The sequence below is a fragment of the Anaerolinea thermolimosa genome, from assembly GCF_001050195.2.
Taxonomy (GTDB): domain Bacteria; phylum Chloroflexota; class Anaerolineae; order Anaerolineales; family Anaerolineaceae; genus Anaerolinea; species Anaerolinea thermolimosa.
The window spans coordinates 1-13,636 of the sequence record NZ_DF967969.1 but is presented as its reverse complement, the minus strand read 5'-3'; the positions used below and the strand labels follow the sequence as shown (position 1 = coordinate 13,636).

At 59.1% G+C, this 13,636-nt stretch carries 12 protein-coding genes; 6 read left to right on the top strand and 6 right to left on the bottom strand.

Features of this window, described 5'->3' with window-relative positions; translation table 11 throughout:
* From ATHL_RS18130 to groES (ATHL_RS18115), 4 genes are all read right to left on the bottom strand, one after another.
* Positions 1–235 (bottom strand): hypothetical protein (locus ATHL_RS18130; protein ID WP_162787808.1); only part of this gene is annotated, 235 nt, incomplete at its 3' end.
* Positions 236–262: 27 nt separating this feature from the next.
* Positions 263–1,189, bottom strand: a complete 927-nt coding sequence (locus ATHL_RS18125; RefSeq protein WP_062196543.1) for a peptidylprolyl isomerase — start codon at positions 1,187–1,189, stop codon at positions 263–265.
* A gap of 148 nt (positions 1,190–1,337) precedes the next feature.
* Positions 1,338–2,972 (bottom strand): chaperonin GroEL, encoded by a 1,635-nt coding sequence (groL, locus tag ATHL_RS18120; protein ID WP_062196545.1) that lies wholly within the window; start codon positions 2,970–2,972, stop codon positions 1,338–1,340.
* A 29-nt stretch (positions 2,973–3,001) separates the two neighbouring features.
* On the bottom strand, positions 3,002–3,295 hold the full coding sequence (groES, locus tag ATHL_RS18115; protein ID WP_062196547.1) for a co-chaperone GroES: 294 nt from the start codon (positions 3,293–3,295) through the stop codon (positions 3,002–3,004).
* Positions 3,296–3,591: 296 nt separating this feature from the next.
* Here groES (ATHL_RS18115) and ATHL_RS18110 point away from each other — a divergent pair, with 296 nt between their 5' ends.
* Positions 3,592–5,901: a diguanylate cyclase gene (locus ATHL_RS18110; protein WP_062196548.1), complete on the top strand. Its 2,310-nt coding sequence runs from the start codon at positions 3,592–3,594 to the stop codon at positions 5,899–5,901.
* A gap of 91 nt (positions 5,902–5,992) precedes the next feature.
* Positions 5,993–6,790, top strand: a complete 798-nt coding sequence (locus tag ATHL_RS18105; protein WP_062196550.1) for a creatininase family protein — start codon at positions 5,993–5,995, stop codon at positions 6,788–6,790.
* A gap of 56 nt (positions 6,791–6,846) precedes the next feature.
* Here the strand turns inward: ATHL_RS18105 and ATHL_RS18100 are convergent, their stop codons facing one another.
* Positions 6,847–7,644, bottom strand: coding sequence for a creatininase family protein (locus tag ATHL_RS18100; RefSeq protein ID WP_062196550.1), 798 nt, complete (start codon positions 7,642–7,644; stop codon positions 6,847–6,849).
* A 91-nt stretch (positions 7,645–7,735) separates the two neighbouring features.
* Positions 7,736–10,045, bottom strand: coding sequence for a diguanylate cyclase (locus ATHL_RS18095; protein ID WP_062196548.1), 2,310 nt, complete (start codon positions 10,043–10,045; stop codon positions 7,736–7,738).
* A gap of 296 nt (positions 10,046–10,341) precedes the next feature.
* On the opposite strand from ATHL_RS18095, the gene groES (ATHL_RS18090) reads away from it, so the two are divergent.
* From groES (ATHL_RS18090) to ATHL_RS18075, 4 genes are all read left to right on the top strand, one after another.
* Positions 10,342–10,635 (top strand): co-chaperone GroES, encoded by a 294-nt coding sequence (groES, locus tag ATHL_RS18090; protein WP_062196547.1) that lies wholly within the window; start codon positions 10,342–10,344, stop codon positions 10,633–10,635.
* Between the two features lie 29 nt (positions 10,636–10,664).
* Positions 10,665–12,299 carry a chaperonin GroEL gene (groL, locus tag ATHL_RS18085; protein ID WP_062196545.1) on the top strand — a complete coding sequence of 545 codons (1,635 nt, stop codon included), beginning with the start codon at positions 10,665–10,667 and terminating at the stop codon, positions 12,297–12,299.
* A 148-nt stretch (positions 12,300–12,447) separates the two neighbouring features.
* Entirely contained in the window at positions 12,448–13,374 is a 927-nt protein-coding gene (locus tag ATHL_RS18080) for a peptidylprolyl isomerase (RefSeq protein ID WP_062196543.1), read from the top strand.
* A gap of 27 nt (positions 13,375–13,401) precedes the next feature.
* Positions 13,402–13,636, top strand: a 235-nt coding sequence (locus tag ATHL_RS18075) for a hypothetical protein (RefSeq protein ID WP_162787807.1), incomplete at its 3' end; no start/stop codon positions are given.

Below are 13,636 nucleotides of genomic sequence, written 5' to 3'. Positions count from 1 at the left end.
AAGCGCTGGTGGGAATGAACAGCGTGGGCACCGGGGGGGGCGGCGGGAAAGGATTGAACGCAATATAAGGGTTCAAAAAAATGAGCAGAAAAACCACTCCCTGGAGCACCATGCCCACCAGGAGAAAGAGAGTAAGCAGATCCCAGAACGCACCGCTCCCGCCGGGCCTGCGCCCCCGGCGGGGCGGCCCGGCCTCGGTTTCTTCCAGAGCCATGAACTCGTCATCTACTCCCATGCTGATCTCCTCCCCCCCTCGTCGGTTTCAGGGAACCAGTTCTTCCACCTGAGCCTGCCGGCGCTGATCCTCCAGCCATTGACTGAGCGCCTTACGCCCCAGGGCCCGGCGCACCTCCGGGTCTAACGGGCGGTCAGCCTCACGCGCGATCACCTGAAGGATATGGTAACCAAAATCGGTCTTGATAATATCGCTGATCTCACCGGGCTGGAGGCTGAAAGCGGCTTCTTCCACCGCTGGCTGGGTGAGGTACCCCCGCGGGAACCAGCCCAGGTCACCCCCGGTGGAAAGATCATACCCAAAGGCCAGGGTTGCAAAATTCGCGCCAGCCTGCGCTAACTGTTGTTTTACCTGCCGGGCGGCCTCTTCCGTCAACACCAGAATTTGCCGCGCGTGCACCTGTTCGGCTGAAGATGGAACGGAATCGACGATTCGGTCGCGTTGCCAGGCGGCCTCAAGCCCCCTGCGCAGGGCACTGCGAAACGACTCGGGGGTATACCCCATTTGCGTCTGCCATGCCTCGAAAGCCGCTTCACCGCCCTGCGCAGTGACAATTTCCTGCATGCGTGCCTGGAGGGCAGCCTCATCCACCTGATACCCCGCCGCCCGGGCCGCCTGTGCCAGCAAGGTGGTATCGATCAGATCATCCAGAACGCGGCGGCGCTGTTCTTCAGGGGTGAGCGTTTCTCCAAGGGTTTGCACGGCGGCCTGGATCTGCGTCATCCCGGCCTGGAACTCGGCCAGCGGCACACCCTCACCGTTCACCCTGAGCGCCAGAGGTACCGGCGTGGGGGTAAGGGTGGGTGGGGGCACGGTTTGGGTGGGAAGGGGCGAAGTTCCTTCTGCAACCGGAGGGGTCTCCCCGGTCGGAAGGTGTTGATTGCAGGCCACCAGCAGGGCCAGCCCCACCCCCAGCACGCCGAGCCATCGCCTGAATAAAAAGGAAGCACCCATGAGAAAAATTATACCTGACTTAACCCCACCCCGGGTTGGAAAAAATGCTCATCCTCCGGCTTCTTCCCTGCGGGAGAAAAGAGGAAAAGAAAAACCCCGAAGGTTTTCTTGCGAAGCCTTCGGGGCTGAACCTGTCAGGAAGTTAATTTTAGTACTCAGGCATCGGGGGGTTGGCCGGGGCCTTTTCCTTCTCGGGCACGTCGGTGATGAGCGCCTCAGTGGTGAGGATCATCGCGGCGATGGACGCGGCGTTCTCAAGCGCTCCGCGGGTCACCTTGGCCGGGTCGATGACGCCATCTTTCACCAGGTCGAGATACTCATCCTTGAGCACATCATACCCGATGTACTTGCTCTTCTCGGCCTTCTGGTGCTGGCGGACGTTCTCCACCACCACCGAGCCGTCTTTACCGGCGTTCTCCGCGATCTTGCGCATGGGAACTTCGAGCGCCTTGCGCACGATGTTGACGCCGATCTGCTCGTCTTCGTTCTCCATCTTCAACCCGTCCAGCGCGCTCATGGCATTCACCAGAGCCACACCGCCGCCCGGGACGATCCCTTCCTCAACCGCCGCGCGGGTCGCCGAGAGGGCGTCTTCCACGCGATGTTTCTTTTCTTTCATCTCGGTCTCGGTTGCGGCACCCACGCGGATGATGGCAACCCCACCAGAGAGTTTGGCCAGGCGTTCCTGCAGTTTCTCGCGGTCGTAATCGCTGGTGGTCTTTTCAATCTCCACGCGGATCTGCTCGATGCGCCCTTTGATGGCTTTCTCGTCGCCCTTACCGCCCACGATGGTGGTGTTATCTTTATCAGAGACCACCTTCTCGGCGCGGCCCAGGTCAGCGATTACCACCGACTCCAGCTTGCGGCCGGTTTCCTCTGAGATCACCACACCACCGGTCAACACGGCGATGTCCTGCAGCATGGCCTTGCGGCGATCACCGAAGCCCGGGGCTTTAACCGCCAGCACGTTGAGCATGCCGCGCAGTTTGTTCAGCACCAGGGTGGCCAGGGCTTCACCGTCTACATCCTCGGCGATGATGACCAGCTCGCGTTTGCCAATCTGCACCAGTTTTTCGAGGATGGGCACAATATCGGCGGCGGCGGAGATCTTCTTGTCGTGAATCAGGATGTAAGGCTCATTGATCACAGCTTCCATGTGCTCGGAATCGGTGACGAAATAGGGCGAGATGTAGCCGCGATCAAACTGCATACCCTCGACATATTCCTGCTCGAATTCAAGGCCTTTGGACTCTTCAACCGTGATGACGCCGTCCTTACCCACTTTGTCCATCACCTCGGCGATCAGCTCACCGATGACCCGATCCTGCGCAGAAATCGAGGCCACATTGGCGATTTCGTCTTTGGTGGTCACTTCGATGGCCTGATCGGTAATGGCCTTGGCAACTGCTTTGGTAGCGGCTTCAATGCCACGTTTGAGCAGCATGGGGTTGGCACCGGCGGCCAGGTTCTTCAGGCCTTCGGTAACCATGGCATGCGCCAGAACCGTGGAGGTGGTGGTACCGTCACCGGCAATGTCGTTGGTCTTGGTCGCGGCTTCTTTCAGAAGCTGAGCGCCCATATTTTCGAAGGGATCAGCCAGTTCGATCTCCTTGGCCACGGTCACGCCATCATGGGTGATGGTCGGGGAACCGAATTTGCGATCCAGGGCCACGTTGCGGCCTTTGGGGCCGAGGGTGGTCGCCACAGCGTTGGCGACGGTATCAACGCCAGCTTTAAGCTTGCGTCGGGCTTCTTCAGAGAATACCAGTTGTTTGGCTGCCATAGCGTATGAACTCCTTTAGGTTATAAAAATTACTCGAGGATTGCAAGCAGGTCGCTTTCGCGCAGGATCAACAGCTTTTTACCGTCGATCTTGACTTCGGTACCAGCGTACTTGGCAAACAACACGGTGTCGCCAACTTTGACATCCATCGGGATGCGCTTGCCGTTCTCATCCCGGTCGCCATCGCCTACGGAGAGGACTTTCCCCTTCTGGGGTTTTTCTTTGGCCGTTTCGGGCAGAACGATGCCGCCAGCAGTGACATCTTCCATCTCGATCGGCTCAACGACCACACGGCTACCGAGAGGTTTTAAGTTGAGTGCCATTCGTTTCCTCCTGCTTCAGGTTGATTTTGAAATTGGTCTTTGAATTTTAGCACTCAGGTTGATAGAGTGCTAAATCTGTGGCAAATCTTACCTGCCTTTTGACCCAGAGTCAAGGGGGAAAGCAAAATTCTTACAATTCTCATATAAAAAACTTCCGGCCCTCAGCCAGGTTCCCTCCTTTCTCTGTTTCTGAAAAATCAGCGTAAAATAAAGAAACGTTCTTCATCCATCACGGAGAAGCGAAGCCTCCTGCTTCTCTCTTGAGGTCACCCTCCGTCTGGGCTCTGGAACCGGAAATGAGCGAAACTTTGCAAGCCAAAATGCCACCCGGTCCAACAAAATCACAGCGCCGAACCATCGGTCTGGTCATCGATGGAATCTACGGTCAGGGGGGATACCAGTCGGAGATTTTTAAGGGTATCTGGGAAACCGCCCGGAGCGAAAACCTGAATCTGGTCTGCTTCACCGGTGGGCCTCTGCGCAACCTCCCCGACTCCGAATATGACTACCAGCGCAACCTGGTTTACACCCTGGCCACCGAACAGAGCATCGACGGACTCATCCTCCACAGCGCTACCATTTCTTATATCGTAGGAAAAGAAGAATTCAGCCGCTACTTTAACCGCTTGCGTTCTCTCCCCATCATCAACCTTGGCTTCCCGTTGGAAGGCTTTCCCAACCTGTTGATCGACAACGTCACCGGCACCCGCCAGCTGGTGGCGCATCTGATCGAGGTGCACGGCCTGCGGCGCATCGCCTACATTCGCGGCCCGCAGATTAACCAGGAAGCCGAAACCCGTTTTATCGCCTACCGGCAAACGCTCGAAGAGCACGGCCTGCCCTATGACCCCGATCTGGTGGCTGTGGGGGATTTTCGCCGACCAGGTGGAGAAAACGCCGTACGCGAGCTGGTGGATGAACGTAAGGTAAGTTTTGAGGGCCTGGTGGCCGCCAACGACGCCATGGCGCTGGGGGCGCTGGTAGCCCTGCGGGAGCGCGGTGTTCTCGTTCCCTGGCAGGTGCGCCTGGCGGGGTACGACGACATCGAAGACGCTTCCCACACCTTCCCGTCGCTCACCACCGTGCGCCAGCCCATTTACGAGCTGGGCGCCCGGGCGGTGCTGCACCTGATCCGGCGCATGGAGGGTGAGACCCTGGCCGACCAGGAATTTCTCGCTACCGAGCTGGTGATCCGCAGTTCCTGCGGTTGTTCTCCCCTCCATTTGTCTCCCATTGCCCTTTTCAACGGGCGGTCAACTTCTGCGCCGATCACCAGTGAAGAAGGCCGGAAGCAGGCGGTGGAGCGCATGCTGACCGTGGTGGAATGCCCGCCCTCCCTGCGTGAACAGGCCCGCATCCAGGCCTGGCAACTGCTTGACCTGATCCTGGAAGAAAATGCCCCCGGCGACCCCGCCCTGGCCGGGCGTCTTTTTGTCATTCTCGAACACAACCTTGAACTACCGTGGCACCGGGCCATCCTCTCACTGGCCGAAGATCTTCTGATCGCGGCCGACCAGGGTACCTTCCCCGCAGCACAGTCGCCCTCGTTCTGGCTGCGGCTGGGGTGGCTGGTCAGCGAGGCCGAATGGTTACAGCTCAACACCCGCCGGATTCGTGAAAGGTACCAGAAAGAGAAAGAAGCCGACCAGCTCCGCCGCATCAACCAGGCGCTGGGCACCGCGTTTAACCTTTCAGAATTAATGAACGCTCTGCGGCGTTTTCTACCCGGACTGGGATTTCACCACTGCTGGATTTCTCTCTTCGAAACACCCAACGAACCCCCGGACTGGGTGCGTTTAATGCTGGCATACGACCGCGAGGAAGCTCTCCCGGCAGAGGTGGTGGGACAGCGTTACCCCAGCCGCTGGCTTCTGCCCCATCCTCTGCTGGAAACCAGCTCAGAGCCCCTCCAGCTCTTTGTGAACGCCCTTTACTTCCGCGAAAAGGCTTTTGGCTTCGCCGTCTGGGGCATGGACGAACCCGACCAGACCATTCTTGAGATGATCGCCTCGCAGATCGGCACCGCCCTGCAGGGGGCCTGGTTTGTCAACCAGCTCCGTCACGCCGAAGCCGAATTACGCCGCCAGGCCAACACCGATGCCCTCACCGGTCTGTTCAACCGCCGCCACCTCTTTACCCTGGCCGAACCCATGTTTGACCTGGCCCTGCGCCACCGCCGCCCCTTCTCGGTAGCCATGATCGACCTCGACCGCTTCAAACTGGTGAACGACCGTTATGGCCACCCCGCCGGTGACCGGGTTTTAAAGGCTTTCGCCGCCTTTTTACAGGTCAGCATCCGGGGAACCGACCTGCTCGGGCGGTATGGGGGAGAGGAATTTCTCATCATCATGCCGGAGACCTCCCTGGAGGGGGCTTACCAGGCTGTAGAGCGCCTGCGGTGGCAAATTGCCGAGAGTTCCTTCCCTGCCGCCGATCAGCCCATCCAGATCACCGCGAGTATCGGTGTGGCGGGCATCGACTACACCCAGGATAGCGATTTACCGCACCTCATTGAAAAAGCCGATCGGGCGCTTTACCGCGCCAAAGGCAACGGGAGAAACCAGGTGGCCGTTTACAACCCGGCTGATGATCATCTCCCCCCTTAAAGAAGAACCCTCGCCTCCGCCGGGCAATCATCCTGCGCGGAGAGAAAGAATTTACCTGCCCTGAATCCATTCAAGAAAGGAGTAACGACCCATGCAGTGGGAAGCATTAACCTCCGCCGATTTCGCCGCCGCCGTACAGCAGACAGGGGTGTGCGTTTTGCCGATAGGGGTGCTCGAAAGGCATTCTGAGCACCTTCCGCTCGGCACCGATTTTCTCAACGCGCACCGCATCGCCTGCCTGGCCGCCGAGAAAGAACCGGCGGTGGTCTTTCCGCCTTTTTACTTCGGACAGGTCTATGAAGCGCGCTGTTTCCCCGGCGCACTGACCCTGCGCCCAACCCTGCTTCTCGAACTGCTCCAGGCAGTTCTGGATGAGATCGGGCGCAACGGCTTCCGCAAGATCATCCTCTTCAACGGGCACGGCGGGAACGCCCACCTCCTCCCCTTTCTGGCACAGAGCTCCCTCTGGGAAGAAAAACCTTACCACCTCTACCTCTTCCAGGATGTACTGAATGAAGAACGGGAGAAAACCTGGCAGGCAACCGTAGAAACGCCTCTGCACGGGCACGCCTGCGAGTGCGAAACGAGCATCACCCTGGCCAACTTCCCGGAACTGGTGAGAATGGAGCGCGTTCCGCCGCAACCCGGTGAACCCCGCAGGCGCATGAGCCACCTGAAAGGCAATTACAGCGGCATCTGGTGGTATGCCGACTACCCCGAGCATTATGCCGGTGACGCCCGTAGCGCCAGCGCCGAAAAAGGCCGCGCATTGCGCCAGCTCCTCGTGGACTCGCTGGCCGAGTTCATCGCCGCTGTCAAAGCCGACCAGGCCGTGGAAACGCTGGAAAAGGAATTCTTCAGCCGCGAACGCGCCCTGCGCGAGAAGTAAATCACTTCACCTTGCCTGCCGCAGGCCATGGCCTGCGGCAGGCAAGGTGAAGTGATTTACTTCTCGCGCAGGGCGCGTTCGCGGCTGAAGAATTCCTTTTCCAGCGTTTCCACGGCCTGGTCGGCTTTGACAGCGGCGATGAACTCGGCCAGCGAGTCCACGAGGAGCTGGCGCAATGCGCGGCCTTTTTCGGCGCTGGCGCTACGGGCGTCACCGGCATAATGCTCGGGGTAGTCGGCATACCACCAGATGCCGCTGTAATTGCCTTTCAGGTGGCTCATGCGCCTGCGGGGTTCACCGGGTTGCGGCGGAACGCGCTCCATTCTCACCAGTTCCGGGAAGTTGGCCAGGGTGATGCTCGTTTCGCACTCGCAGGCGTGCCCGTGCAGAGGCGTTTCTACGGTTGCCTGCCAGGTTTTCTCCCGTTCTTCATTCAGTACATCCTGGAAGAGGTAGAGGTGGTAAGGTTTTTCTTCCCAGAGGGAGCTCTGTGCCAGAAAGGGGAGGAGGTGGGCGTTCCCGCCGTGCCCGTTGAAGAGGATGATCTTGCGGAAGCCGTTGCGCCCGATCTCATCCAGAACTGCCTGGAGCAGTTCGAGAAGCAGGGTTGGGCGCAGGGTCAGTGCGCCGGGGAAACAGCGCGCTTCATAGACCTGTCCGAAGTAAAAAGGCGGAAAGACCACCGCCGGTTCTTTCTCGGCGGCCAGGCAGGCGATGCGGTGCGCGTTGAGAAAATCGGTGCCGAGCGGAAGGTGCTCAGAATGCCTTTCGAGCACCCCTATCGGCAAAACGCACACCCCTGTCTGCTGTACGGCGGCGGCGAAATCGGCGGAGGTTAATGCTTCCCACTGCATGGGTCGTTACTCCTTTCTTGAATGGATTCAGGGCAGGTAAATTCTTTCTCTCCGCGCAGGATGATTGCCCGGCGGAGGCGAGGGTTCTTCTTTAAGGGGGGAGATGATCATCAGCCGGGTTGTAAACGGCCACCTGGTTTCTCCCGTTGCCTTTGGCGCGGTAAAGCGCCCGATCGGCTTTTTCAATGAGGTGCGGTAAATCGCTATCCTGGGTGTAGTCGATGCCCGCCACACCGATACTCGCGGTGATCTGGATGGGCTGATCGGCGGCAGGGAAGGAACTCTCGGCAATTTGCCACCGCAGGCGCTCTACAGCCTGGTAAGCCCCCTCCAGGGAGGTCTCCGGCATGATGATGAGAAATTCCTCTCCCCCATACCGCCCGAGCAGGTCGGTTCCCCGGATGCTGACCTGTAAAAAGGCGGCGAAAGCCTTTAAAACCCGGTCACCGGCGGGGTGGCCATAACGGTCGTTCACCAGTTTGAAGCGGTCGAGGTCGATCATGGCTACCGAGAAGGGGCGGCGGTGGCGCAGGGCCAGGTCAAACATGGGTTCGGCCAGGGTAAAGAGGTGGCGGCGGTTGAACAGACCGGTGAGGGCATCGGTGTTGGCCTGGCGGCGTAATTCGGCTTCGGCGTGACGGAGCTGGTTGACAAACCAGGCCCCCTGCAGGGCGGTGCCGATCTGCGAGGCGATCATCTCAAGAATGGTCTGGTCGGGTTCGTCCATGCCCCAGACGGCGAAGCCAAAAGCCTTTTCGCGGAAGTAAAGGGCGTTCACAAAGAGCTGGAGGGGCTCTGAGCTGGTTTCCAGCAGAGGATGGGGCAGAAGCCAGCGGCTGGGGTAACGCTGTCCCACCACCTCTGCCGGGAGAGCTTCCTCGCGGTCGTATGCCAGCATTAAACGCACCCAGTCCGGGGGTTCGTTGGGTGTTTCGAAGAGAGAAATCCAGCAGTGGTGAAATCCCAGTCCGGGTAGAAAACGCCGCAGAGCGTTCATTAATTCTGAAAGGTTAAACGCGGTGCCCAGCGCCTGGTTGATGCGGCGGAGCTGGTCGGCTTCTTTCTCTTTCTGGTACCTTTCACGAATCCGGCGGGTGTTGAGCTGTAACCATTCGGCCTCGCTGACCAGCCACCCCAGCCGCAGCCAGAACGAGGGCGACTGTGCTGCGGGGAAGGTACCCTGGTCGGCCGCGATCAGAAGATCTTCGGCCAGTGAGAGGATGGCCCGGTGCCACGGTAGTTCAAGGTTGTGTTCGAGAATGACAAAAAGACGCCCGGCCAGGGCGGGGTCGCCGGGGGCATTTTCTTCCAGGATCAGGTCAAGCAGTTGCCAGGCCTGGATGCGGGCCTGTTCACGCAGGGAGGGCGGGCATTCCACCACGGTCAGCATGCGCTCCACCGCCTGCTTCCGGCCTTCTTCACTGGTGATCGGCGCAGAAGTTGACCGCCCGTTGAAAAGGGCAATGGGAGACAAATGGAGGGGAGAACAACCGCAGGAACTGCGGATCACCAGCTCGGTAGCGAGAAATTCCTGGTCGGCCAGGGTCTCACCCTCCATGCGCCGGATCAGGTGCAGCACCGCCCGGGCGCCCAGCTCGTAAATGGGCTGGCGCACGGTGGTGAGCGACGGGAAGGTGTGGGAAGCGTCTTCGATGTCGTCGTACCCCGCCAGGCGCACCTGCCAGGGAACGAGAACACCGCGCTCCCGCAGGGCTACCAGCGCCCCCAGCGCCATGGCGTCGTTGGCGGCCACCAGGCCCTCAAAACTTACCTTACGTTCATCCACCAGCTCGCGTACGGCGTTTTCTCCACCTGGTCGGCGAAAATCCCCCACAGCCACCAGATCGGGGTCATAGGGCAGGCCGTGCTCTTCGAGCGTTTGCCGGTAGGCGATAAAACGGGTTTCGGCTTCCTGGTTAATCTGCGGGCCGCGAATGTAGGCGATGCGCCGCAGGCCGTGCACCTCGATCAGATGCGCCACCAGCTGGCGGGTGCCGGTGACGTTGTCGATCAACAGGTTGGGAAAGCCTTCCAACGGGAAGCCAAGGTTGATGATGGGGAGAGAACGCAAGCGGTTAAAGTAGCGGCTGAATTCTTCTTTTCCTACGATATAAGAAATGGTAGCGCTGTGGAGGATGAGTCCGTCGATGCTCTGTTCGGTGGCCAGGGTGTAAACCAGGTTGCGCTGGTAGTCATATTCGGAGTCGGGGAGGTTGCGCAGAGGCCCACCGGTGAAGCAGACCAGATTCAGGTTTTCGCTCCGGGCGGTTTCCCAGATACCCTTAAAAATCTCCGACTGGTATCCCCCCTGACCGTAGATTCCATCGATGACCAGACCGATGGTTCGGCGCTGTGATTTTGTTGGACCGGGTGGCATTTTGGCTTGCAAAGTTTCGCTCATTTCCGGTTCCAGAGCCCAGACGGAGGGTGACCTCAAGAGAGAAGCAGGAGGCTTCGCTTCTCCGTGATGGATGAAGAACGTTTCTTTATTTTACGCTGATTTTTCAGAAACAGAGAAAGGAGGGAACCTGGCTGAGGGCCGGAAGTTTTTTATATGAGAATTGTAAGAATTTTGCTTTCCCCCTTGACTCTGGGTCAAAAGGCAGGTAAGATTTGCCACAGATTTAGCACTCTATCAACCTGAGTGCTAAAATTCAAAGACCAATTTCAAAATCAACCTGAAGCAGGAGGAAACGAATGGCACTCAACTTAAAACCTCTCGGTAGCCGTGTGGTCGTTGAGCCGATCGAGATGGAAGATGTCACTGCTGGCGGCATCGTTCTGCCCGAAACGGCCAAAGAAAAACCCCAGAAGGGGAAAGTCCTCTCCGTAGGCGATGGCGACCGGGATGAGAACGGCAAGCGCATCCCGATGGATGTCAAAGTTGGCGACACCGTGTTGTTTGCCAAGTACGCTGGTACCGAAGTCAAGATCGACGGTAAAAAGCTGTTGATCCTGCGCGAAAGCGACCTGCTTGCAATCCTCGAGTAATTTTTATAACCTAAAGGAGTTCATACGCTATGGCAGCCAAACAACTGGTATTCTCTGAAGAAGCCCGACGCAAGCTTAAAGCTGGCGTTGATACCGTCGCCAACGCTGTGGCGACCACCCTCGGCCCCAAAGGCCGCAACGTGGCCCTGGATCGCAAATTCGGTTCCCCGACCATCACCCATGATGGCGTGACCGTGGCCAAGGAGATCGAACTGGCTGATCCCTTCGAAAATATGGGCGCTCAGCTTCTGAAAGAAGCCGCGACCAAGACCAACGACATTGCCGGTGACGGTACCACCACCTCCACGGTTCTGGCGCATGCCATGGTTACCGAAGGCCTGAAGAACCTGGCCGCCGGTGCCAACCCCATGCTGCTCAAACGTGGCATTGAAGCCGCTACCAAAGCAGTTGCCAAGGCCATTACCGATCAGGCCATCGAAGTGACCACCAAAGACGAAATCGCCAATGTGGCCTCGATTTCTGCGCAGGATCGGGTCATCGGTGAGCTGATCGCCGAGGTGATGGACAAAGTGGGTAAGGACGGCGTCATCACGGTTGAAGAGTCCAAAGGCCTTGAATTCGAGCAGGAATATGTCGAGGGTATGCAGTTTGATCGCGGCTACATCTCGCCCTATTTCGTCACCGATTCCGAGCACATGGAAGCTGTGATCAATGAGCCTTACATCCTGATTCACGACAAGAAGATCTCCGCCGCCGCCGATATTGTGCCCATCCTCGAAAAACTGGTGCAGATTGGCAAACGCGAGCTGGTCATCATCGCCGAGGATGTAGACGGTGAAGCCCTGGCCACCCTGGTGCTGAACAAACTGCGCGGCATGCTCAACGTGCTGGCGGTTAAAGCCCCGGGCTTCGGTGATCGCCGCAAGGCCATGCTGCAGGACATCGCCGTGTTGACCGGTGGTGTGGTGATCTCAGAGGAAACCGGCCGCAAGCTGGAGTCGGTGGTAATCGCTGACCTGGGCCGCGCCGAGAAGGTGGTCTCTGATAAAGATAACACCACCATCGTGGGCGGTAAGGGCGACGAGAAAGCCATCAAAGGGCGCATCGAGCAGATCCGCGTGGAGATTGAAAAGACCACCAGCGATTACGACCGCGAGAAACTGCAGGAACGCCTGGCCAAACTCTCTGGTGGGGTTGCCATCATCCGCGTGGGTGCCGCAACCGAGACCGAGATGAAAGAAAAGAAACATCGCGTGGAAGACGCCCTCTCGGCGACCCGCGCGGCGGTTGAGGAAGGGATCGTCCCGGGCGGCGGTGTGGCTCTGGTGAATGCCATGAGCGCGCTGGACGGGTTGAAGATGGAGAACGAAGACGAGCAGATCGGCGTCAACATCGTGCGCAAGGCGCTCGAAGTTCCCATGCGCAAGATCGCGGAGAACGCCGGTAAAGACGGCTCGGTGGTGGTGGAGAACGTCCGCCAGCACCAGAAGGCCGAGAAGAGCAAGTACATCGGGTATGATGTGCTCAAGGATGAGTATCTCGACCTGGTGAAAGATGGCGTCATCGACCCGGCCAAGGTGACCCGCGGAGCGCTTGAGAACGCCGCGTCCATCGCCGCGATGATCCTCACCACTGAGGCGCTCATCACCGACGTGCCCGAGAAGGAAAAGGCCCCGGCCAACCCCCCGATGCCTGAGTACTAAAATTAACTTCCTGACAGGTTCAGCCCCGAAGGCTTCGCAAGAAAACCTTCGGGGTTTTTCTTTTCCTCTTTTCTCCCGCAGGGAAGAAGCCGGAGGATGAGCATTTTTTCCAACCCGGGGTGGGGTTAAGTCAGGTATAATTTTTCTCATGGGTGCTTCCTTTTTATTCAGGCGATGGCTCGGCGTGCTGGGGGTGGGGCTGGCCCTGCTGGTGGCCTGCAATCAACACCTTCCGACCGGGGAGACCCCTCCGGTTGCAGAAGGAACTTCGCCCCTTCCCACCCAAACCGTGCCCCCACCCACCCTTACCCCCACGCCGGTACCTCTGGCGCTCAGGGTGAACGGTGAGGGTGTGCCGCTGGCCGAGTTCCAGGCCGGGATGACGCAGATCCAGGCCGCCGTGCAAACCCTTGGAGAAACGCTCACCCCTGAAGAACAGCGCCGCCGCGTTCTGGATGATCTGATCGATACCACCTTGCTGGCACAGGCGGCCCGGGCGGCGGGGTATCAGGTGGATGAGGCTGCCCTCCAGGCACGCATGCAGGAAATTGTCACTGCGCAGGGCGGTGAAGCGGCTTTCGAGGCATGGCAGACGCAAATGGGGTATACCCCCGAGTCGTTTCGCAGTGCCCTGCGCAGGGGGCTTGAGGCCGCCTGGCAACGCGACCGAATCGTCGATTCCGTTCCATCTTCAGCCGAACAGGTGCACGCGCGGCAAATTCTGGTGTTGACGGAAGAGGCCGCCCGGCAGGTAAAACAACAGTTAGCGCAGGCTGGCGCGAATTTTGCAACCCTGGCCTTTGGGTATGATCTTTCCACCGGGGGTGACCTGGGCTGGTTCCCGCGGGGGTACCTCACCCAGCCAGCGGTGGAAGAAGCCGCTTTCAGCCTCCAGCCCGGTGAGATCAGCGATATTATCAAGACCGATTTTGGTTACCATATCCTTCAGGTGATCGCGCGTGAGGCTGACCGCCCGTTAGACCCGGAGGTGCGCCGGGCCCTGGGGCGTAAGGCGCTCAGTCAATGGCTGGAGGATCAGCGCCGGCAGGCTCAGGTGGAAGAACTGGTTCCCTGAAACCGACGAGGGGGGGAGGAGATCAGCATGGGAGTAGATGACGAGTTCATGGCTCTGGAAGAAACCGAGGCCGGGCCGCCCCGCCGGGGGCGCAGGCCCGGCGGGAGCGGTGCGTTCTGGGATCTGCTTACTCTCTTTCTCCTGGTGGGCATGGTGCTCCAGGGAGTGGTTTTTCTGCTCATTTTTTTGAACCCTTATATTGCGTTCAATCCTTTCCCGCCGCCCCCCCCGGTGCCCACGCTGTTCATTCCCACCAGCACCC

What these genes read in the sequence shown, in the direction of transcription:
- ATHL_RS18125 (WP_062196543.1), bottom strand. Translation starts at nt 1,189, where the DNA reads ATGGGTGCTTCCTTTTTATTCAGGCGATGGCTCGGCGTGCTGGGGGTG.
- groL (WP_062196545.1), bottom strand. Translation starts at nt 2,972, where the DNA reads ATGGCAGCCAAACAACTGGTATTCTCTGAAGAAGCCCGACGCAAGCTT.
- groES (WP_062196547.1), bottom strand. Translation starts at nt 3,295, where the DNA reads ATGGCACTCAACTTAAAACCTCTCGGTAGCCGTGTGGTCGTTGAGCCG.
- ATHL_RS18110 (WP_062196548.1), top strand. Translation starts at nt 3,592, where the DNA reads ATGAGCGAAACTTTGCAAGCCAAAATGCCACCCGGTCCAACAAAATCA.
- ATHL_RS18105 (WP_062196550.1), top strand. Translation starts at nt 5,993, where the DNA reads ATGCAGTGGGAAGCATTAACCTCCGCCGATTTCGCCGCCGCCGTACAG.
- ATHL_RS18100 (WP_062196550.1), bottom strand. Translation starts at nt 7,644, where the DNA reads ATGCAGTGGGAAGCATTAACCTCCGCCGATTTCGCCGCCGCCGTACAG.
- ATHL_RS18095 (WP_062196548.1), bottom strand. Translation starts at nt 10,045, where the DNA reads ATGAGCGAAACTTTGCAAGCCAAAATGCCACCCGGTCCAACAAAATCA.
- groES (WP_062196547.1), top strand. Translation starts at nt 10,342, where the DNA reads ATGGCACTCAACTTAAAACCTCTCGGTAGCCGTGTGGTCGTTGAGCCG.
- groL (WP_062196545.1), top strand. Translation starts at nt 10,665, where the DNA reads ATGGCAGCCAAACAACTGGTATTCTCTGAAGAAGCCCGACGCAAGCTT.
- ATHL_RS18080 (WP_062196543.1), top strand. Translation starts at nt 12,448, where the DNA reads ATGGGTGCTTCCTTTTTATTCAGGCGATGGCTCGGCGTGCTGGGGGTG.